Source organism: Saccharicrinis carchari, from assembly GCF_900182605.1.
GTDB classification, from domain to species: Bacteria; Bacteroidota; Bacteroidia; order Bacteroidales; family Marinilabiliaceae; genus Saccharicrinis; species Saccharicrinis carchari.
Genome location: NZ_FXTB01000002.1, coordinates 489,996 through 512,899 on the forward strand (window position 1 = coordinate 489,996; position 22,904 = coordinate 512,899).

Below are 22,904 nucleotides of genomic sequence, written 5' to 3' on the forward strand. Positions count from 1 at the left end.
TTAGAAAAATTAAAGATGGGAATAAGAGCAACCTTACAAAAATACTTTAAAGGCGACCCGATATTATGGGGGGTAATCGCTTTTTTGGCAGCTATATCTCTTTTGGCGGTGTATAGCGCAACAGGTTCGCTGGCTTACAGAATGCAGGGTGGGAATACCTATTATTATATGATGAAACACCTGGTATTTTTACTTTTGGGCATGTTGCTGATGCTGTGGATTCACCAATTGAATTATCGTATTTTTGCCAAATATGCTACCGTAGCCCTTTGGGTGTCAATAGGTTTGTTGGCCTTAACATTGATTACAGGCATAAGTCTTAATCAGGCTTCGCGTTGGCTTACCTTACCCGGCATAGGTGTGTCCTTTCAGCCATCCGAACTGGCCAAAATAGCCCTGGTGATGTATATTGCCCGAACCCTTGCCCGTAATCAGGACGAGAAGGTGGGAGCCAAAGAGGCTTTTAAGCCCATTATGATTTATGTTACGCTGGTTTGTGCACTCATATTTACCGAGGATTTTTCAACCGCATTCCTGATTGGCTTTACGGCTTTTTTATTAATGTTTATTGGACGAGTACCGGCCAAATACCTTCTGGGCACCATTGGGGTGGTAGGATTGATGGCAGTTATTTTGTTTTTCGCATCGCCCCATTTGCCATTTTTGCACAGAGCGGCAACATGGAAAGCCCGTATCGAACGTTTTGTAGACGACGACGATCAGGTGTCGGAAGGCAGTTATCAGTCGCGCCAGGCACAAATGGCAGTAGCTACGGGTGGTTTTTTCGGAAAAGGACCGGGCAACAGCAAGCAGCGTAACTTTTTGCCTCATCCCTACAGCGATTTTATTTTTGCCATCATTGTTGAGGAGTGGGGGCTGTTGGGGGCTTTGCTGGTGGTGATGAGTTATATGGTTTTTTTGTTTAGAGCCGGTGTGCTGGTGCGGGGAAGTACCCGCACGTTCCCGGCATTTCTGGCCATCGGATTGTCGTACCTACTGGTTTTTCAGGGTTTTTTTAATATGGGGGTGGCCGTTGGTATATTCCCGGTAACAGGGCAACCTTTACCTTTGGTTAGTATGGGTGGAACATCCATTTTGTTTACCTGTATTGCCATGGGAGCCATACTGTCCGTAAGCAGAAATAATATGGAGGAGGCTGAGCGCTTAAAAAAGAAAGCCGCCGCCGCTAAGGGCTAGTAGTTTTTTGTATGGATACTTTTATTTGATAATCTAAAAATAACATGAAAGTAATAATAAGCGGAGGAGGCACAGGCGGACATATTTTTCCAGCCATTTCTATTGCAAACGCATTAAAACAAACCGATGCATCGGTACAGATACTGTTTGTTGGGGCAGAAGGTAAAATGGAAATGGAGAAAGTGCCGGGTGCCGGATATGAAATTGTGGGCTTGCCCGTAGCCGGTTTTCAACGTAAACTGTCGCTTAAAAACATTACTTTCTTTTTTAAGCTGGCAGCCAGTATGATAAAAGCCCGTAGCGTGGTACGGCAGTTTAAGCCCGATGCTGTGGTGGGAGTGGGCGGATATGCCAGTGGGCCTGTTTTACGAGTGGCTACAAGCCTGAAAATACCAACTATCATTCAGGAACAGAATTCTTTTCCGGGCGTTACCAACCGTATTTTATCGAAAAAGGTGAATAAAATTTGTGTTGCCTATCCCGGGATGGAACGGTATTTCCCGGCTTCAAAAATAATTCTGACGGGAAACCCGATACGGCAAAACCTGTTGCAAAAAGTGAATAGGGAGGAGGCAGCCAACTATTTTGGTCTCGATCCTAATAAAAAAGTGGTGTTCGTTACAGGGGGAAGCCTTGGAGCCGGAACCATTAATCAAGGTGTTCTGGCCGGGTATCAAGTCCTGGTAAAAAGTGGAGTGCAATTGATTTGGCAAACAGGTAAGTATTATTTTCGCGAATTGAATAAAGTAGTAAGCGAAAATGAGAACGTAAAAATAATGGCTTTTGTAGATCGTATGGAGGCCGCCTTTTCGCTGGCCGATGTGGTAGTTTCCAGAGCCGGGGCTTCATCTATTTCCGAAATCGCTCTGCTGGGAAAAGCTTGTGTTTTTGTGCCTTCGCCCAATGTGGCCGAAGATCATCAAACTAAAAATGCCATGGCTCTGGTAAAGGAGGATGCGGCCGAAATGGTGGAGGATAAAAAGGTAGCCGAAGAATTGGTAAAAAAAATACTGTCTTTGTTGAAGGACGAGGAGCGATTGATGCAACTGAAAAATAATGTTAAAAAATTTGCCATGCCCGATGCAGCCAAAGTTATTGTTGAGGAACTGTTCATGCTGGTAAATAAATAACGCATATGGATTTTAAAAAAATAAATAGTGTCTATTTTATTGGAATCGGTGGCATTGGCATGAGTGCGCTGGCGCGGTATTTTAAGGCCAACGGTTACGCGGTGGCCGGATACGACCTTAACCCGACGTTGCTTACCGCAGACATGGAAAAAGAAGGTGTAGACATTTGTTTTGATGATAAGGTAGAACTTATCGCCGATGAGTATAGAAATCAAATCACCACCCTTGTGGTTTATACGCCTGCCATACCCGCTAATCTTAAGCAATTAAATTATTTTAAAGACAACCTGTTTAATGTAAAAAAACGTTCCGAAGTGCTCGGACTCCTCACGCATTTGCAAAAAGGTATTTGTGTAGCCGGTACGCATGGTAAAACAACCGTTTCTACTATGATAGCCCATCTGTTAAAACAGTCGGAGGTGGATTGCAGTGCTTTTTTAGGGGGCGTATCACAAAACTACAAAACAAACCTTTTGCTCTCTGCTACATCAGATTTTGTAGTGATGGAAGCCGATGAGTTCGACCGTTCGTTTTTAAGACTCAGACCCTATTTGGCTCTAATCACATCTGCCGATGCCGACCATCTGGATATTTATGGTGACGATACCTCGGTAAAAGAATCTTTCCGCGAGTTTGCAGGATTGATTAAACCGGGTGGAATATTGCTCTCCAAAAAAGAAATCGATTTACTGTTTGCAGTTCCGGATGAGGTAAAACACTTTAGCTATTCCATGGACGATAGCACGGCCGATTTCTATGCTTCAAATTTGCACCTGATCGACGGTTTGTATCATTTTGACTTGCATACACCGCAAGGCCTTGTTACAAACATTACAGTGGGCATTCCGGGTCTGGTTAACGTGGAGAATGCGATTGGTGCATGTGGGGCGGCCTATTTGGCGGGGGTGTCGGAAGGCGCTATGCGAATAGCTATGCCACAATTTAAAGGAGTGCGTCGCAGATTCGAGTATCGTATTAAGCGCGACGATTTGATTCTGATAGACGATTATGCGCATCATCCCGAAGAGATAAAAGCCACCGTAACATCAGTTAGGGCGCTTTATCCAAATAAAAAATTGACGGGCGTATTTCAGCCTCACCTCTATTCGCGCACCAAGGATTTTCATCGTGAGTTCGCTTTAAGCCTTAGTATGCTCGATGAACTTATCTTATTGGATATTTATCCTGCGCGCGAAAAACCAATTGTGGGGGTCAGCGCGCAAATGATTTTGGATTTGGTAAAATTACCGGTGAAAGTATTAAGTACAAAAAAAGAACTCATCGAGCAGATAAAAAATATCAAGCCCGAAGTTTTATTGATGATGGGTGCTGGCGATATTGATAAAGAAATTGATAAAATAACGGAAAGCTTAAAATAAAATAATGGCCACCATAAGCCAATTCCTTTGCAAATTCAATACGTCTTTTTCCTGTTATGGGGAGGCCTTGGAATATAGGGAGAGTTGGCTATTTAATAAATGATAAGCAGGTTTTAGTTGATAAAAAATGGATAATTGTTTATAAATAAGCCTATTTAAATTGTGTTAAATAAAGTTATTCAGATATATTTAAGCAGTTTGCGAAAGGTGCGTAAAAATGATTGATAAAATAAAAAATATAATACTGTGGACGTTGATGATAGCTTACTTCCCGGTGCTTTATGCCTTTGTAAGTAAAAGCAAGAACCGTGTGGTATGTGCAGATATTAGCGTAGCAGTAAGCGACAGTACAGAGTCCGGTTTTGTGCATTCACAACAAATACGCTCTCTTTTGTTAAACAAGTATCCAAAAATATTGGGCAATAAAATAGAAACTGTGCCATGTCAGGATATAGAGCAATTTTTAAAGAAGCACCATGCCATTAAGGTGTGCGAAGCTTATTATACTATCGGAGGTCAGTTAAATGTTGAGCTGAGTCAGAGAAAGCCCTTATGCCGGGTATTTTCAGGATACGACTCGTATTATATTGATGAAGATGGCAAAAAAATGCCCTTATTCGATAATTATACCGCCCACGTCCTTGTTGTTAGCGGACACGTAAACAAACTCGATAGCCTGCAGCACGTGATACAGCTGGCAAGGTATATTAAGGCGAATGAGTTTTGGGACGCACAGATTGAGCAAGTATATGTAGAAAGTAATGGTGAATTTACCCTGGCACCACGTGTGGGCGACCAGATTATTTATATGGGAAAGCTGGATGACTTTGCGCGTAAGATGGAAAAACTGTATGCGCTTTATACCAAAGGCTTGCATCCGCGCGAGTGGAACAACTACAGTAAGATTAATTTAAAGTTTGAAGGTCAAATAATTTGTACAAAAAAATAATACCATGAGTGAAACATCCAATTTAATTGCTGCTATCGATATAGGTACTACAAAAATTGTAGCTGTTGTTGGACAAAAGAGCGAGGACGGTAAGTTACATCTGCTGGGTATCGAAAAAGTGATTTCCACAGGTATAAAAAGAGGGGTGGTACTCAACATTGATGAAACGGTGAATGCCATTAAGGAATTGGTTTTTAATGTAGAAGCCAAATACGGTGTAAAGCTGTATGAGGTGTACGTGGGCATTGCCGGGCAGCATATTAAAAGCCTTCAAAATAAAGGATATCGTTATATCGAAACCAACCAGGAGATTACGCAATACGATGTGGATCAATTGTTCAACGATAATTATAAAATTCCGCTGGAAGCAGGCGAAAATATATTGCACGTATTTTCGCAGGATTATACGGTGGATAATGAAGCAGGTGTTAGAATTCCTATCGGGATGTCAGGCCGTCGCCTCGAGGGGAACTACCATATTGTTTTAGGAAGGGTTGCTTCGGTTAATAATATTGAAAAATGTATTAACCGTGTGGGATTAAAACTAAATCATCTTATCCTTGAGCCTATGGCATCGGCACGCTCGGTGCTTACCGCGGAAGAAAAGGAAGCAGGGGTGGTATTGGTTGACATAGGCGGGGGAACAACCGATGTAGCCATATTTTACGATGGGGTGATACGCCATACCGCAGTAATTCCTTTTGGGGGCAATGTGGTTACTTCAGATATTAAAGAGGGCTGCGGTGTGCTGCAAAAGCAAGCCGAAGCGCTGAAAACACAGTTTGGCTCGGCATTGGGCGACTTAGAGCGCGAGGATATGGTGGTTACCATTCCGGGTATAGAAGGATGGGAGCCCAAGGAAATCTCGTTTAAATCCCTGGCCTATATTATTCAGGCGCGGATGGAGGAAATCGTGGATTACGTCATGTATCAAATAGAATATTCAAAGCTATACGACAAGTTGGGTGCAGGTATTGTTATCACCGGTGGAGGAGCTTTGCTTAAAAGTTTGCCCCAGCTTATAAAGTACCGTACAGGATTGGAAGTTCGCTTGGGTATCCCCAATAGATACCTGCATAGTAGTACGGTGGAGGAAGCAAATATGCCTATGTATGCCACCAGTATTGGTTTGTTGCTTAGCGCTATTGACAACCCGGTAAAAAAAGTGGTGGAGCAAGAATTATTCGCAAACGAATTTGAAGAGCAAAGCCCACAACCCAAAAAAGTAGAGCCTCCTACGCGTAAAGAAAAAAAGCGCAAAGAAAAACCGGAATACACTACGGGCGACCTTTTTGGAAGCCTGAAAAAAACTATTGCGGGAATATTTGACGAAAAAGACGTGGAGATGTAAAAACAGATGGCTGTTTAATTAAAAAAATGAGATGAACATGAGCGAGGAATTAATGAATTTCGATATACCTCAAAACCGCGATTGTATTATTAAAGTGATTGGAGTTGGCGGTGGTGGAAGTAATGCGGTAAACCACATGTATGCACAAGGCATAAAGGATGTTAACTTTATGGTGTGTAACACCGATGCGCAAGCCTTGGAAAATAGTCCTGTCCCCATTAAAATACAACTAGGCGATTCGCTAACGCAAGGTCGTGGGGCCGGTAATAAGCCCGATAAGGGAAAGCAGGCCGCTATAGAGAACCTGGGCGATATTGAAAGAGTTTTGCAGGACAATACCAAAATGGTTTTTATTACAGCCGGTATGGGTGGCGGAACAGGTACCGGAGCCGCACCAATTATAGCTAAGGCGGCCCGCGATATGGGCATTCTTACCGTGGGTATTGTAACCATACCTTTTAAGTTTGAGGGCAAGCTGCGAATAAGCCAGGCGCTCGACGGCATAGCCGAGATGGAGAAGAATGTAGATTCCCTGTTGGTAATTAACAACGAAAAGCTACGCGATATGTACGGCGACTTGAAATTATCAAATGCTTTTTCAAAGGCCGATGATGTGCTGTCGACGGCTGCAAAAGGAATAGCCGAAATTATTACTGTACACGGATATATAAACGTTGACTTTGCCGATGTAGAAACCGTGATGAAAAACAGCGGCGTATCTGTGATGGGAAGTTCATTGGCATCAGGCGAAAATAGGGCACTGCTGGCTATTCAACAGGCCTTAGAGTCGCCTCTGCTTAATAGCAATGATATTACAGGTGCACGAAATATACTGCTCAATATTACCTCTGGAGTGGATGAGATTACCATGGACGAAGTAGGCGAAGTAACGGATTTTGTACAGGAAACGGTGGGGGCAAATGCTTCTATTATTTGGGGTACAGGAAACGATGCTAACCTACAGGACAATGTTAGCGTTACAATTATTGCTACCGGTTTTAATACCAAAAATATTGCTGAATTCTCGAGTCGTAACCAACCCAAGGTACAGCGGTTTTCGTTGGATGGCGATATAGTAAAGGAGGATGAATTAACAAAGCCGGTACACAAGGAAGAAGAGCATATGCTGCTCGACTTGGGCGAGGTGGAAGAAGGGCCTAAGCGAGTGGTGGATTTTGACAAGATTGAGCGTGAACGTGAAGAACGTATCAATTTGTTTTACAAGGATACGAACCGTAACAAGCCCGAAAATCAAACGGATCGTGATTGTTCCACGGGATATGTCGAAGGCCGCATAACTGCGGGAGTGGGCGAACGTTTCCCTATTTCAATCGATGAGATGGAAGACGACCGTTATATCGAAAACCTCGAGAATATACCCGCTTATAAGCGCAAAAAAACCAGGGAAAATCAAATGCAACCCGAAAAAGACGAAGGGCAATATAGAATGTCGAGATTCACCATAGCAGAAGGAAAAGACGGCAAAACAAAAATTGTACGCGATAACCCCTATCTGCACGATAACGTAGATTGATCCTTTAATTATTTTGTGATAAGCCGTTTTCTGTTTTACGAATTTAATTAGCTATATCATATTATTATAAAACAAATATCATGACCTTAACAGAAAAGATAAATAGCGACATAAAAGCCGCCATGAAAGCTAAAGATAAAGTAGCTTTGGGCGCTTTACGCGGAATTAAAAAAGAATTGATAGAAGCCGGCACGGCCGAAGGTGCTTCCAATGAGGTGAGCGAAGAGGCGGGCATAAAATTAATGCAAAAAATGGTGAAGCAGCGTAAGGATGCCGCTGCTATTTATGCAGCGCAAGGGCGGGAAGATCTCGTTGAAGCCGAAAACGCTGAAATAGCCGTCATTGCCAAATATTTACCCGAGCAAATGACAGGTGCCGAACTGGAAAAAGAAATAGGGGCCATCATCCAAAAAGCGGGTGCCTCCTCCATCAAAGAGATGGGTAAGGTAATGGGTATGGCCGCTAAGCAATTGGCCGGAAAAGCAGATGGCAAAGAAATGGCTGATATGGTTAAAAAGCTCCTCAATACATAAAAAATCTCCCGGAGCAAGCAGGCCGGAACGTTTCTGTAAAAACAAGCTGCCCATCAGAACCGTTCCTTACATTAACCATGCTGCCCCATAAAAAAACTCCCCCAGTTAAAATGATAGTATTATTTCTTGCGAATAGGCTACCTTTTTTTAGGGAACGGTTCTGATTTGCATGACTTATATACAGAACCGTTCCAAGATAGGCGGGTACATAACAGATAGGACAGTAAGATAGTAGAATTTAGGTTCAGGTAATTTGTTGTTTCTTGATAAGATTACCATGCATTATGCCAATGACTTGAATAGAAATGAAGTTAAGTTTTTGGCATCATTCAGCAAGCTAAGCTTTTTGACTCTAACCGGTTTTTATTCGTTATAACTCCTATAAAATAAGGTCGATATACGGTTGCTTTAAGAGAACAATTTGTAGTAGAATCCGTTTCTCACATATACTGAGCGTACAAAAAAATACGTTGCAGCATATGCTGGATATTTATATTAAATGTATAATATAAACTTATTAGAAATGAATTTATTACGAGGAGCTTGGTTTGACAAAACCGATTTGATAATAACCCAATGGATGGCGCGTTACGGATACCGATTGATGAGCGTATCTATTGGAATTGTATTTGTTTGGTTCGGTTTTTTAAAATTCTTTCCGGGCTTGAGTCCGGCGCAGGATTTGGCCATACGCACCATTACCTTGATGAGCTTTGGGCTGATACCTGATTTTTTAATCATCAACGGCTTGGCTTTTTGGGAAGTGCTTATTGGCGTAGGCCTGATATCGGGTAGGTTTATGCGCGAAACACTACTGCTGTTATTTCTACAAATGGCCGGTACATTTGCTCCGGTATTCCTTTTTACCGATGAGGTGTTTACGCGTGTACCATATGCCCCTACGCTTGAGGGGCAATACATCATCAAAAATTTAGTTCTGATTTCTGCAGGAATAGTATTGGGTGGCAAGCTTCGCAAATAAAGAAATGGCCACGAGGTATGTCCCCGTGGCCATTTCTTTATCTGATAGATTTTCTATCTCATTAAACTTTCCAATTGAATGCCGGACAAAACAGGGCGCCCCTTTACTTTATTGAATTCAACGACCAACCCATCTTTGGCCTTTGCCTCAAAACTGATTTTAACCCCTCTTCCACTGCCGTAGTTTTGTGCTAAATTGATGTTTGGTAACACCTTGATTCCATTTGCCTTAATGTCAAATACGCGCAAAGCCGGGTCATCTATATCTTCCTCATCCGACAAGTTATAGATTACCGTAGACGCCCAAGAGTTGGGCTCCACAAAAAGCAGGGTTACCCGGTAAAGGCCATCCGCCAAATCAAACCTGTATTGCTCAATCCCTTCGCGCATGGTTTGAAATAAGGGATCGTTATCGGTTCCTTTTATATTGATAGGGGTTCCCTGGAATTTGTCATTGTTGCGTTGAAAAACCTGACCGCCCACATAGCCCCAGCCCCCGGGGCGATAGGCCTGATCGTGCACCCAAACTTCATCGGAAATGGGATCGGTGTAATCGCAATGCGAACCCACATTGACACACAAGGGCCGCTCGCTTATTTGATGCAATAGTTTCGATCGTAAAGCCAGTTGCAACTCACCGTGATGAATGGCTCCTCCGGCTTCCGCTTTTAAGCGATACTGTCCTTCGGGAAGCGAAAGATTAAAACGGGCTATACCGTTATCTACACCTGAAGTTAGATATAAAGTATCATTTACCCATAATTTTACCTCTGCCTGATTTGAAAAAACGTCTAAAACAACAAGGCCTGTGACCGAATCCAGGTCCACCGCATATCGCAGCTCACGGTTTTTATTGGCGATAAATACAAATGGCTTGTCCAGTAACAATGCCTGATAGTAGTGATACACATTTTTAGGGCTGCGGTCGAAATTGAGCAGACCCTTTTGATTGACAAATGGCCTGGCATCCTGCCGCCCGGAAGAGCCAAAATCGGCAAAATTCCAGGCGGCCATCCCCAGCATATAAGGGCGCTCCATTACCTGTTTATAGTAACTCCGGTGGCTTTTTAGCTGATAGGCCTCGCTGTAGTCCCAGGGCAATGGGGTATCTGTTTGGATACGGATATCGGCACCCGGGCCGTACTCCGAAATCATGATGGGCCTGTTGGGATATAGCCTATGCTGTTGGTCGAGAAAAGCACCCAAATCGTGTAATTGATCATCATACCAACCAAAATACAGGTTCCAGCCAATCACATCGGGGATATCGGCTATTCCTGTTGTATTGTATATCGGGTTGTTATGCAGGGCCATCACCGTCATTCTATCCGTATCAAGATCCCGGCTCAGGCTGTCCAGTTGTTGGGCAAGCCTTTTGGACGATAAAATAATTTCCTGTTTCTTCTCTTCGGTCAGGCCTCTTGTAAATACCATGCGAAGAAAAATTTCGTTCATATAACCCCACATAATTACGGAAGGATGATTATAAAACTGGCTGATGTGTTCGCGTTGCATCTGAAGGCAATTCTGTGTAAAGGCTTCAGAATTGGTTATCTCATTAATAATAGGAATTTCCGACCAAACCAGGAGCCCCAGTTCATCGCATAAGCGGTAGGCTTCCGGATCGTGGGGATAATGGGCAATGCGCACAAAGTTGCAGCCCATTTCTTTAATCAGGCGGTAATCTTTTTGATGTATGGCTTTGGGCAGAGCATTTCCCAGGCCTTCATAATCCTGGTGGCGGTTTACGCCAATAAGTTTGTAGTGCTTGCCATTTAAAAAGAAGCCATTGACGGGGTCGATGCTAAACCAACGGCAACCGAAAGTAGAAGATACCGCATCCGTCATGCTGTTATCCTTCTTATCCGCAATACTTAGCTCCGCTTTATACAAGGCGGGTGATTCAGGCGACCAAAGCGTTGGTTTGTTTATCTCCGTTTCAAATTTAACAGGCCGCTTTTCGCCCGGTTTAAGTTTTATATTTTGCTTTAATGTTCTAAGTACTGCCCCATTGGGTTGAACTAGTTTTACAATTACCTCTGCTTTTTTGGTGGAGCCTGTTTCATTTACCACCACGGCTTCAATGGCCACATCCGCCTCCTGTTCCGACACCGTTGGCGTGCTTATCATAAAACGGCCTGCGGCTTCATTCTGCACCTCAAAATGTAAAGCAGATGTGGAGATAATGCTAACGTCGCGGTAAATGCCCCCATAAAAGTTAAAGTCGGCCTCCAAAGGGGGGATGTCCGCATTGTGCGAGTTGTCCACTTCTACTTTCAGCTGATTTATTTCCCCAAAGGAAACATGACTGGTCAAGTCAAAGGAAAAGCCAGTATAGCCTCCTTTGTGCTCACCAACAAAATGATCGTTCATCCAGAGTTTGGCGACCTGGTTAGCTCCTTCAAATTTAATGTAAACGCGCCTGTTGCTCCATTCGGCGGGCACAAGCAATTGTTTGTGGTAGCTACCCTTTCCCCTGAAATATCCGGCCTCACCCTTAAAAGCATCCTCTGCATTCCAGGTATGCGGCAAATGAACTATTCCGGTGGATTCAGGATGCTGATGGAGCGAGAATTGCCATGCAGAATTAATGGTATGCTCAATGCGTTGCCCGCTAAGGACACCGTATTGCACAATAATACTAATGAGCAGAAATAGCTGTTTCATGGTTTAAGATTATACTTTAAACTGATTAATATGGAGCACCACCAATACATCGGAACATGTTCCGATGTATTGGCATCCCTTACTTTATCAATCCCCTGTCGCGATACTTTTGGATGTAAGCTTCGTCGAGCTCTCCCGAATCTTTATAATATTTGCGTGTTTCGTATAGTTTTAGGGTGAGTGAGTCTACTACATCCTGATAGGCCGGGTCGTGGTAAACGCTGTTCAGCTCCAGGGAATCGTTTAAGCGGTCATATAGTTCCCATTCGTCCACATCGTAATAAAAGTGTACCAACTTATACTCTTTGGTCACGATTCCATAATGCCTCTTTACGGCATGGAAACCGGGATATTCGTAATAATGGTAATAGGCCACGTCCCTGTGCCATTGGTCGGCCTGTTCGGTTAACAGGGGCATAAAGCTCTCGCCCTGCATATCTTGGGGGGCTTTTATGCCTGCAGCTTCCAGAAAGGTCTGTGCATAATCCAGATTTTGAACCATTTCGTCCGACACAGATCCGGGTTTTATTTTTGCCGGCCAGCGTACCACTAAGGGTGTTTTAAACGATTCGTCGTAGATAAAGCGTTTATCGAACCAGCCATGTTCGCCGAGATAAAAACCCTGATCGGAGGTGTAGACCACAATGGTGTTTTCGCTCAATCCATTTTGGTCGAGATAATCCAACACACGGCCCACATTTTCGTCCACGGCAGCAATACAAGCCAGGTAATCCTGCATGTAGCGTTGGTATTTCCATCGCATATAATCTTCGTTGGTCATGCCGGGATAGTCTTTTTTAAAGGTTTCGTTGATGGGTCCGTAAACGGCATCCCATTGCGCTTTTTGTTCCTCAGTGAAGCGGCCATACTTACTTTTAAACACCTTGAAGCCCCATTCCGATGGCTCAACAATCTTTAATTCCTTGGCCACTTCCGGATATATTTTGTTGTCGGCCGAAACAGTCATGTGCTTTCGCAGGTTCATCTCCGCTGTTTTGGCTGCCGTTCCCCTTCCTTTATAATCGTCGAACAGGGTTTCGGGTTCGGGGAAGATTTTTTGGGTAAAGGCTTTGTAATGCCTTTCTGCCGGTATCCACTCGCGGTGGGGTGCTTTATGCAGATACATCAACAGAAAAGGCTTTTCTTTTTCTCTTTCAGTATCCAGCCAATCTAATGTCAGGTCGGTAATTACATCGGTAACATAGCCCATGATGGTCGTATCGCCTTTGGGCGTTATAAAATCGGGGTTGTAATAATCGCCCTGATCGGGCAGAATCATAAACTCATCGAAGCCTTTTGGGTTGTTACCGAAATGCAGTTTTCCGAACATAGCAGTCTGATACCCATTTTGTTTGAGTATTTGGGGGAACGTGACATTGGTGGTGTCGAACGGAAAGTTATTATCGATTTTTCCGTGTATGTGGGTATGCTTGCCGGTAAGTATGGTGGCCCTGGATGGTGCGCATATAGAGTTGGTTACGCTGGCATTGGTAAATAGTATGCCCTCGTTGGCAATACGGTCTATCTGCGGGGTCTCTATCAGCTTATCATTATAAGCACTAATAGCCTGATAAGCATGATCATCCGACATAATAAACAGGATATTGGGTCGTTTCTCCTCCTTGGGTTGCTGGCAGGAGCTAAGCGTAATCAGTACAGCTATGGCTAGCATAAATACTGTTTTTTGTAATAAGGGACTATTCTTCATCACCATTCTGTTTTTTATATAATCAATTATTAATATTTTAAATTTTTAGCTTATTGCTTTAATGACATTGCCTTAATAATAAAGTCCTGGCCTTCGTCAGTTTTGTAGGTCTTTGTATAGGGCGAATAAGTTTTAACGCTCATTGTATTTGTACGGTGGTTTATTTTCAATATCCGTAAAAATCCGTTCCCCCCTTTAACAGATCCCTTAACGCCTGCCTGATAATTGGCCAAATGCTGATAAACGGGCCATCCATCGTCGTTAATGCTGACCAGATTGCCCACACCACTATTTAAAACATGTCCGGAGAACACAAAACGGATATTGCCATTTTCTTTAATCAACTTTCTCCATATCTGCTCACCGTCATTCACCGAGGAGGCACCAGTATCTTTACCTATACCATAAGCCTGCGGTCTCCAGTGGTCGCCTTTGTTCTGGCGCGTGCTGTCGGAATACATGTAGGAATGCGTATTTACGATTACTGTTCGATCTGGATAATTACGCACCACCCTGTTGGCCCAATCCAATACCATATCCCTCGGGCCAAATTCCAAGTTGATTATCAGCCATTTGAAACCTGCTTTTTCAATAAGATAGTAGGCATTGTCCATCTTTCCATCTTCAAATACGCCACCAAATGCAGGTAATTTAGACATTTGGTGATAGGGAAAAAATGCATTGAACATTTCAGTATGGCGGATATCTGCAAACTTGCCCGGTTCGCTACCCATATCATGATTTCCTACTGCCAGCGCGTAAGGCACAACTCCATTCAGCTTGTCAAACGCTTCTTTTACAACTGCCCATTCCTCCCGGTTGTTATTTTGAGTTAGGTCGCCCTGTTGCAATACTATATCGATATCTGCTTTGTTTTCAAGAATCCAATCCACCTGACTTTGCAATATATGCGGAAATTTTTGGGCATAGGTTTGTGTATCTGGCAGCAATACAATAGTTGTAAGCTGCTTTGATGATTGACATGCAGCTATTGAAAACAGCAGCAATAGTGCTACCAAGAATCGAGGTGCTTGTTTTTTTAGATTCATTTCTACATTCGTTTTATTTTGAGGGAAAAAGAGGCTTAAGTTATTCGTAAATCAATCGTTTTGTAATATTCGGAACGATTCTGTACGACGAATGCTTTGTGTATCAGATCCGTTCCTTACTTTTGATTTGCAGATTGGTATTTTAAGGAACGGTTCTGATTTGCAGCTTGCCAATACAGAACCGTTCCAAGCTGTTCCCTTTTACCTGGCTTATTATTTCACCTCCATCACCTTGGTTTTTTTCGAGATGCCGTTTTCGTTAAAAGCCTCAATGCTGAAATAGTAAGGTGTATCCCTGTCTAAGCAGCGCATAAAGTGCTCGTTAACATCATATACCAACCACGATTGGTACAGTTTGTCCGGAGCAATGCCCCACCGGATATTGTAGCCCTGGGCACCTTCTACCGGCTTCCAGGAGAACTGTGCATCCCGCCTGTCCTCCTGTCGTGTTACTTTAAAATCTTTAACCGAAGCCGGTTTTTTACCAAAGCCTTTGCCAAACACCCTTATTTCGGACAAGGCCAGGTTATTGCCCGGCACTTCCACATTATTGTAACGGACAAACCTTCCTTTAACGGGTTGGTTTAGGACGATATAGGCATTGGGCGAATCTTTATAGCTATTGCTTCTGTCCACTATGGTTTGCCATACTTTACCATCCTCCGAAACCTCAATGGTAAAACGGTGGCGCAATCCGTCTACACGGGTATATATACCTGACTCATGATCGTGATAGTTGATTTGCAAAGCGTAAATATTACCCGGTTTACGCATCTCTATCTTAACCCATTGCTGATTATCGTTTGCATCGGCCACCCAGAAGGATTTTGGGCTTTCATCGGTCAGCACTTCCGACATGATCTCGCCCGCCTTATTTTTTTTCAGCGGAAGCTCCGTTATATCGTAATCATCATCTGTGGATGTGCTTTTTACGATTTGCATTTTCGATGAGGAAACCGCTACCTTACCGTTGTAGGATAATAACATCCAGCCGCAATGTTGCCCGGCCATGGTGGGATGGTTGGATCCAAAGCGGGGGTAATCGCCATAATGGGTGTTGGAGTACATCAGCCCTTCGGCATCAAAATAGGTGGGGAACATGCAAAGGCGGCGTTCCCAGTGCGAGTTGGAAGCCAGTGCCATGGTGGCGAAATGCCAGTACTGTCCATTGGTTTGCTTAACGGTGATGCCGTGTCCGGCACCATTAGCAAAGCCACCCGGCTTAAAGCTCATGGGGTTATTTTTCATATAGGTAAATGGCCCAAGTGGTGTTTCACCGATATAAGCGCCATCGCCATACACATTAAACTGTGTTCCGGGTGCCGCATATTGCAAATAGTATTTGCCGTTGTGCTTGGTCATGGAGGCTCCTTCCATGTACCCTTCTTTTATGGTAGGGTGGAAATTGTTTTCGCCAAAGCGCTCCCAGCCGTGCTCCTCCTCAACCAGGTTAATCAACTCTTTCTGTACCCCTATTTCAAGGAAACGATCATCCCTGTTCAGCATTTTTACACGGATGGGGTGTACATTGGATGAACCCCAGTACAAATAGGCTTTTCCGTCGTCGTCGATAAACAACTCGGAGTCCTGTAAGTTTTTAGAAATAGAAGCTGTGGGTGTCCATTTACCGCTTTTCGGGTCGTCGGTATAGAGAATGCTGCCATATCCGGCCGGATCGCCTGCAAAATAAAGCAAGGAATCTTTATAATTAAATGCGGTAGGCGCATTACTTCCCTCAAAAAACCATTGTGTCGGTTTGATAAAATCCCAGCTCACCAAATCTTTCGAATGCCAATAACCGAACGAACGGGTAACAAACATATAATATTCGCCACGGAATTCAACTACCGCCGGATCGGCACCGGAACGATAGGATATATTCCTGCTGGAATTATACACCATGTAGGTGTAATCCAAATCCATTGGGTTGCAATAGGTTTGTGGAACTACCTCTTGAGATTGAACACTAACACTTAGCATTAAAATAATGTAGAGGAGGATGTAATTAATATATTTCATGGTAATAGCTTTTAAATTTGTGGGCATCAAGGGAGCGGTTCTGTTTTACAAGGCGCATATACAGAACCGCTCCTTATTTTTTTGTGGCTTGGGTAAGGTAGGGAACGGTTCTGATTAGAAGCACGCTTATACAGAACCGTTCCGCCGCTATTCCACCAAACTAAACTTTAGGTGCTGCGATTCATCATCAGAGCTGCTAGCTATCCACACGTCAAACTCGCCCGGTTCGGCCAGCCATTTCATATCGATATTGTATAGGCTTACGGTTTCCTCGTTGATGGTGAATTTTACGGTTCTTGTTTCTCCTTTTTTAAGGCTTATCTTTTCAAAGCCTTTGAGCTCTTTTACCGGACGGGCAACAGAGGCTACTTTGTCGCGGATATACAATTGTACCACCTCTTCGCCATCCATATCTCCTGTATTGGATACATCAACCGATACGGTGATATTACCACCGGGCACTAATTTTTCCGAACTTATTCTGGCATTGGAATAGGCAAAGCTGGTATAACTTAATCCATAGCCAAATGGATACAAGGGTGTATTTGGCACATCAATATACGATGATCTGTAATCGGCCGGTTTATTGGGGTTGAACGGGCGACCTGTATTTTTCACATTATAAAAAATCGGAATCTGCCCCACGTTCCTCGGGAAAGTCATCACCAGCTTAGCCGACGGGTTGTAATCGCCGCTCAATATATCAGCCACTGCATGGCCCGACATCAAACCCGGATACCAGGCCTCTACGATGGCATCCATATTTTCATCTTCCCACGATAAATCCAAAGGACGGCCATTAAAAAGCACGAGTATAATGGGTTTTCCTGTTTTTTTAAGTTCTTTAAGCAGTTGTCGTTGGTTACCCGGCAAGGTAATATCAGTACGGCTGGCTGCCTCACCCGACCAATGGTAATTTTCGCCCATGGCCACCAAAATTACATCACTGTCTTTTGCCTTTTGGATGGCTTCGGCAAAACCCGATTTGTCGGGAACCTGGTTGGTTGAAACGTGGGCTGTTCTTCGATCAATCAAAGGCAGTGTGGTGCCTTGGGCATAGTCGAATTGAACTGCTGAGCCGGCATACTTTTCTTTTAAGCCCTCCATCAAGGTAACGGATTTACTTCTGTCGCCTTTGATAGCCCATTCACCGTTAAGGCTGTTACGCTCCTCAACAAAAGGACCGATAAGAGCCACCTTGCGGGCTACATTCTTTTTCAAGGGCAATATATTATTGTCATTTTTGAGTAATACGATGGATTGCTGTGCCGCCTCTCTTGCCACCTCAATATGCTCGTCATTCATTATCACCTTTTTCTCGCGTTCGTCATCAAAATACCGGTAAGGGTCGTCGAACAGTCCCAGAAGAAACTTCATTTCCAAAATGCGCGCTACGGCCACATCAATCTGCTCTTCTTTTACTTTACCTTCTTTTACCAAAGCGGCCAAATGGCTAACAAAAGCTTCGCTAATCATATCCATATCGATACCTGCATCTAAAGCCAATTGAGCGGCGTGTTTTAAATCGGCAGCCACCCCATGGGCTATCAGCTCCATAATAGCCGTGTAATCTGTAAGAACCATGCCGTTAAATTTCCATTGGTCGCGCAAAATATCTTTGTACAAATATTCATTGGCTGTGCAAGGTACTCCGTTCAGGTCGTTAAATGCGGTCATAAAGGTAGCCACCCCCTCATCTACCGTAGCTTTAAACGGGGGGAGGTAGGTTTCGCGCAGAGTGCGTTCGGACATATCTACCGAATGGTAATCGCGTCCGGCCTGACCTGCACCGTAACCCACAAAGTGTTTGGCACAGGCCAGCATGGTATTGGGTTTGCTAAAATCTTTATAGGATTGGATACCCTGAAAACCTTTTACCCGGGCACGCGCCACCAGGGAGCTCAAATACACATCTTCACCGGCACCTTCCATCACCCGTCCCCAGCGCGGATCACGTGCTACATCAATCATGGGAGCAAAGTTCCATGCCACGCCCGCAGCTGTGGCCTCCTCGGCAGCTATCCGTGCGGTGCGTTCCATCAGCTCCAAATCCCAGGAGCAAGCCTCGGCAAGGGGTATGGGGAAGGTTGTTTCCAGACCATGGATTACGTCAGCCGCAAACAGCATGGGTATTTTCAAGCGCGAATACTTCATGTTCTGCTCTTGGAGCATGCGCAGATGATCGGTACCAAATACATTAAAAGTACTTCCGATCATACCCTTTTTAAGGTACTCGCCGGAACGGTTACTGCTCACTTCGCCCGTTGATGCAAAATTACCGGAATATTGATTCATCTGTCCTACTTTCTCATCCAGGGTCATCTTACTCAATAAGGATTCCACCTTTTTCTCGATGGCAGGATCGCCGCTATAGCTTTTCCAACTCGTGTTTTTTTGTGCATGTAGCTGAAAAGAAAACAAAGCCAGCAAAGCAAGTACTGTCAGTTGAAATTTTGTTGCGTTATACATATTTACGTTATTTATATTGTTATGATTCTAAATTATTATATGAACTGCGTAAAACCCACAGTTTATGATAAATCTCTACAGGCTGTTCCATAATCATCTTGCATAGTTCCGACGCTCAGAGACTTTACACTTATAAGTAACATTATCCTGCGTCGGATTTGCGTGACGTTATTTCCCCGGGTTTAAACCCGGGGTTAAGTTTTGGCAACTCCTACGGAGTTGTGTTTGCATTACTCTTGATATCCCCCAGTTGCGCAAACTACATTGGGGGTTATGCCTACTGGCAAAGAAAACTCCGCAGGAGTTTCCCTTTTCCATATTTCGATAGCCGTCAATTATCGTTTACAATAAACCCCAATTTCTCCAAGCCATTTTTTACATCTTTATTTTGCATAAATAAATTCCATAATAATCCGGTTCTATGGTTTTCAACCATCACGGGGATGGGGCCCTGATCGATAGCGAGATAACGGGGCACATACCAGTTATGGGTGTGGCTGTAGGCATCGTAGGGCCCATACTTCCCAACCAGCGAATCGGCCTCACCGTAGATATATCTTAAAAATTGCATCGACTCCTTTGGCGTATAGGGAAAGGATGACAGTGCAGCAGTTGGAGATATAACCCCCAAATCGGCTTTACCCGGCCGATGGGCGGAATAACCTTTAACCGAATAGCTGGAACTAAGTCCCCATTGTTTTGGACCATAACCTTTAAATTTTTTAGGATTATCCACGCAATACCGATAATTGATAAGGGCATGATTTTTATTTAATTCCCAATAATCGCCATAACTGTCCTGCAAACCTTTGGGATTAAGCCCCAGGTAGGAGTAATGTGCCCAAAATAAGGGTCCCACCGGATCCTTGCCTCCTTGATAATGATTGAGCACCGTGGGTAAATCATAATAAACGGTATCGCGTGTGATGTTACCGTTTGAAGTCCATCCCTGATGATATACTTGTGGGTGGATAGTATGCGTTGGCGAGGATGCTGCCAGAACATACATGACAAGACACTCGTTGTAACCTCCAATGGGGAAATCCATGTCCCACCCGTAGTTGGGCGACCAGTGCCAATACAGCACATTTTGCCCCCCATTGGTGTACCAGTCCCATTCCACTTCGTGCCACAAGCGGGTAATGTCGGATACCAATTGCTGCTCTTCGGCATTACCATCTTTAAAATATTCCGACACAGTGAGCAAGCCTTGTATCATAAATGCCGTTTCTACCAAATCGCCCCCGTCGTCCTTTTTACTGAAAGGCTTCACCTTAGCGGTGACTCCATCTAACCAATGGGGCCATACGCCATGGAAGCGGTCGGCACGAGTTAAAAAATCTACTATTTTTTGCATGCGTTTCAATCCCTCCTGGCGGGTAATGTAGCCCCGCTCAATGCCCACCAGTATGGCCATAACGCCAAAGCCGGAGCCGCCGAGGGTTACGATGTGTTGGTCGTTTTGGGGGTAGACATCGTCCGTATGGATACGTTCGGGTGCCATACCGGAATTGGGTTCGGCACCGCTCCAAAAGTAATCGAATGTTTGGCGCTGGAGGGTATCTAATAGCTGGTCGTCGGACCAATGACTTACTTTAGATGCCTCCGCTTTATCTTTTCCCATTTTTTTTGCGCCGGATGTACAAGCCATAAAACCCATTAGCAATAGGCTAAAAATAATTGGATAAGAGATGTGTTTTATATTTTTCATGTTTGTTAAAATTAGTATCAAGATGTGAGTGTCAAGTATCAATATGGGCGTATCAAGTTTAGGCGAACAGTACCCCAACGGAATGTGGTAGCATGTCATTTATAAATAAAAATCTCAATAATTAAACCCAAGCTTCGTTAAGCCCTGTTGAACATCCGTATCTTGCATAAATAAATTCCATAACATTCCTGTTCTGTGATTTTCAATCATTAGGATAATAGGTCCCTGGTCGATGGCGAGATACGACGAAGCCACCCAGCTATTACTGATACTAAAGGCATCGTAAAAACCATATTCTCCCCATAAGCGGTCGCCCAGTAAATAATAAAAGTGCTTTAACGCAGCCATGGACTCCTCCGGGGTATAAGGCATGGATGACAGAGCAGCCGTTGGGGTAATCACCCCTTTGTCGTTGGTAGGCGAATGTGCGGAGTAACCTTCGTGATTATCGCTGGCCGTCAATCCCCAACAATCGCCGCTATAACCTACAAAAGCCTTTGGATTAGCCATGCAGTAGCCACGATTAATTAATGTGTGGGCCTGTGCCTGCTCCCAATAATTGGCATAGCTGTCACTCAAATTGCGCGGATCTAATCCTAAAAAAGGATAGTGTTCAAAAAACATCGGACCACCATAATCATTGCCCAAAGGCAGGATGATATCGTAGAAGGATTTGCCGTTTTTCATATTTCCGTTTCGCGCCCAACCCTGATCATAAACTTCTTTGGTAATGGGGTGCGTAGGCGAGGAAGCCGCCAGAACGTAAACAATTAAAGATTCGTTCCAGCCCCTCACTTTCAGATTTTTTTCAAAACCGTATTCGGGCGACCAATGCCAGGTAATACTGTTTTCGCCTTGGGTGTACCAGTCCCATTCCACGGCTTCCCATAGTGCATTAATTTTGCTGATGATAGTATTTTCGGTAGGATTGCCCGGATTCAGGTATTGTTTAACGGTAAGCAGACCCTGGATCATAAAGGCGGTTTCAACAATATCGCCACCGTTGTCTTTTGTGCTAAAAGGCCTGGTAAGGCCGGTTGCCCCGTCCATCCAATGCGGCCAAACGCCGTGGAAACGGTCGGCCTTTGCCAAAAAGTCGACAATTTTGGCCAAGCGTGCCACGCCGTCGGCACGGGAAATGAAACCCCGCTCAATGCCAACAGGTATGGTCATCACGCCAAAGCCCGAGCCACCAATGGTCACCAAATCGCCCCCGGTACTCCTTTCGCGGCTGAGGCCGGATACGGGATGGGCAAAATCCCAGAAATATTTAAAAGTCTGTTGTTGTACCTTCGTCAATAGCTCTTCGTCGGAAATTACCGGGAATTTTAGCGATGAATCGAGCTGGGTAAAGAAATTTAACTCCAACCCGTCGAAAGGTTTGCCTATCCGTTTCTGAATTTGGGAAGAAATGGTAAACTGAAACTTTTGATAATCCTCCAATTCCTGCGTAACCGAGAAAGATATGGTAAGATCGTCGTCCTGGTTTAAATTGTAATTGAGCATAGCCCCATTACTACTAAACGTCGAAAAATCTTTCAGATCGCTTTGGGCGAGAGGTGTATTGAATCCGAACTTAATTGTCGGGATTCTATCTACATCTATTTGAGTAACCAAAGGATTGATCTGCTCACCATCTATCCATATCTTCTCCAAAACCAAGGGTAATGTAGTGGTGGTAAATGTGTAAGTCTGTTTTGTAAAAGTTTCGTTTTGCGCACCTTTTAAATCATCCGAAATACTTAAAGTGTATAAGTTGTTTTCCTTTAATAGGGGATGATCAATTTTTAACAGCTTATTTTGGTCAAAAAAGGCAAGAGTGACTGTGATATCCTGATTATCTGAGTCTATCAATTTGATTGCGTTATTGGCCGTGGTGGGATTTATCGGTTTATCAAATCGTATTTCGATCAGCTCATCGATGGATAAGTTTTTATTGTCATTAGTTATACTCAATGCCGCATCACCAATATATATGTAGGTCAGGTTCAGCTCTTCCGGCTTTGTATTTTCGTCCTGTTTATCCTTTTTACAGGCATACAAAATAGATGCAGTAAACAATATGAAAAGGAAGTAGCGCATGGATGATATGGTGAATAGTGAAAATGATTTGTTTGAATATGGTTCTGATTTACAGTTGGGTTACCTCCAATCTTTACTTTCGGCTTCCCGCAATTTTGCAAGACAGGCACTAAAGCAGGACGGATGCAATGTTTAGTTGCCGTCA

General features: G+C 43.9%; 15 protein-coding genes. 8 read left to right on the forward strand and 7 right to left on the reverse strand.

The features are described 5' to 3' along the window. Positions 1 to 15 precede the first annotated feature (15 nt). The 8 genes from FN809_RS06440 (at position 16) to FN809_RS06475 (ending at position 9,055) form a co-directional block, all read left to right on the forward strand. The gene (locus FN809_RS06440) at positions 16 to 1,197 is read left to right on the forward strand and encodes an FtsW/RodA/SpoVE family cell cycle protein (RefSeq protein ID WP_246095491.1); all 1,182 of its coding nucleotides are present in this window, start codon (positions 16 to 18) and stop codon (positions 1,195 to 1,197) included. A 44-nt stretch (positions 1,198 to 1,241) separates the two neighbouring features. Beyond that, positions 1,242 to 2,327, forward strand: coding sequence for an undecaprenyldiphospho-muramoylpentapeptide beta-N-acetylglucosaminyltransferase (gene murG, locus FN809_RS06445; RefSeq protein ID WP_142532669.1), 1,086 nt, complete (start codon positions 1,242 to 1,244; stop codon positions 2,325 to 2,327). Positions 2,328 to 2,332: 5 nt separating this feature from the next. Further along, positions 2,333 to 3,706 carry a UDP-N-acetylmuramate--L-alanine ligase gene (gene murC / locus FN809_RS06450; RefSeq protein WP_142532670.1) on the forward strand — a complete coding sequence of 458 codons (1,374 nt, stop codon included), beginning with the start codon at positions 2,333 to 2,335 and terminating at the stop codon, positions 3,704 to 3,706. 217 nt (positions 3,707 to 3,923) lie between these two features. Continuing rightward, on the forward strand, positions 3,924 to 4,655 hold the full coding sequence (locus tag FN809_RS06455) for a cell division protein FtsQ/DivIB (RefSeq protein WP_246095492.1): 732 nt from the start codon (positions 3,924 to 3,926) through the stop codon (positions 4,653 to 4,655). Positions 4,656 to 4,659: 4 nt separating this feature from the next. Then, positions 4,660 to 6,006 (forward strand): cell division protein FtsA, encoded by a 1,347-nt coding sequence (gene ftsA / locus FN809_RS06460; protein ID WP_142532671.1) that lies wholly within the window; start codon positions 4,660 to 4,662, stop codon positions 6,004 to 6,006. Positions 6,007 to 6,043: 37 nt separating this feature from the next. Further along, complete coding sequence (gene ftsZ / locus FN809_RS06465; RefSeq protein WP_142532672.1) at positions 6,044 to 7,540, forward strand: cell division protein FtsZ; 1,497 nt, start codon at positions 6,044 to 6,046, stop codon at positions 7,538 to 7,540. Between the two features lie 80 nt (positions 7,541 to 7,620). Beyond that, the gene (locus FN809_RS06470) at positions 7,621 to 8,073 is read left to right on the forward strand and encodes a GatB/YqeY domain-containing protein (protein WP_142532673.1); all 453 of its coding nucleotides are present in this window, start codon (positions 7,621 to 7,623) and stop codon (positions 8,071 to 8,073) included. Positions 8,074 to 8,596: 523 nt separating this feature from the next. Then, positions 8,597 to 9,055 carry a hypothetical protein gene (locus FN809_RS06475; RefSeq protein WP_142532674.1) on the forward strand — a complete coding sequence of 153 codons (459 nt, stop codon included), beginning with the start codon at positions 8,597 to 8,599 and terminating at the stop codon, positions 9,053 to 9,055. Positions 9,056 to 9,108: 53 nt separating this feature from the next. Here FN809_RS06475 and FN809_RS06480 read toward each other — a convergent pair whose 3' ends face one another. The 7 genes from FN809_RS06480 to FN809_RS06510 all read right to left on the reverse strand — a co-directional run bounded on the left by FN809_RS06480 (position 9,109) and on the right by FN809_RS06510 (position 22,759). Next, positions 9,109 to 11,721, reverse strand: a complete 2,613-nt coding sequence (locus FN809_RS06480; RefSeq protein ID WP_142532675.1) for a glycoside hydrolase family 2 TIM barrel-domain containing protein — start codon at positions 11,719 to 11,721, stop codon at positions 9,109 to 9,111. 79 nt (positions 11,722 to 11,800) lie between these two features. Then, a complete protein-coding gene (locus FN809_RS06485; protein ID WP_394348162.1) occupies positions 11,801 to 13,393 on the reverse strand; it encodes a sulfatase family protein in 1,593 nt (530 codons plus the stop codon). A gap of 86 nt (positions 13,394 to 13,479) precedes the next feature. Next, positions 13,480 to 14,478 carry a metallophosphoesterase gene (locus tag FN809_RS06490; RefSeq protein WP_142532677.1) on the reverse strand — a complete coding sequence of 333 codons (999 nt, stop codon included), beginning with the start codon at positions 14,476 to 14,478 and terminating at the stop codon, positions 13,480 to 13,482. 213 nt (positions 14,479 to 14,691) lie between these two features. After that, entirely contained in the window at positions 14,692 to 16,497 is a 1,806-nt protein-coding gene (locus FN809_RS06495; RefSeq protein ID WP_142532678.1) for a family 43 glycosylhydrolase, read from the reverse strand. A 147-nt stretch (positions 16,498 to 16,644) separates the two neighbouring features. Next, on the reverse strand, positions 16,645 to 18,966 hold the full coding sequence (bglX, locus tag FN809_RS06500) for a beta-glucosidase BglX (protein WP_142532679.1): 2,322 nt from the start codon (positions 18,964 to 18,966) through the stop codon (positions 16,645 to 16,647). 331 nt (positions 18,967 to 19,297) lie between these two features. After that, the gene (locus tag FN809_RS06505; RefSeq protein ID WP_142532680.1) at positions 19,298 to 20,677 is read right to left on the reverse strand and encodes a glucoamylase family protein; all 1,380 of its coding nucleotides are present in this window, start codon (positions 20,675 to 20,677) and stop codon (positions 19,298 to 19,300) included. A 114-nt stretch (positions 20,678 to 20,791) separates the two neighbouring features. Then, positions 20,792 to 22,759: a glucoamylase family protein gene (locus FN809_RS06510; protein ID WP_142532681.1), complete on the reverse strand. Its 1,968-nt coding sequence runs from the start codon at positions 22,757 to 22,759 to the stop codon at positions 20,792 to 20,794. Between the last annotated feature and the right edge of the window lie 145 nt (positions 22,760 to 22,904).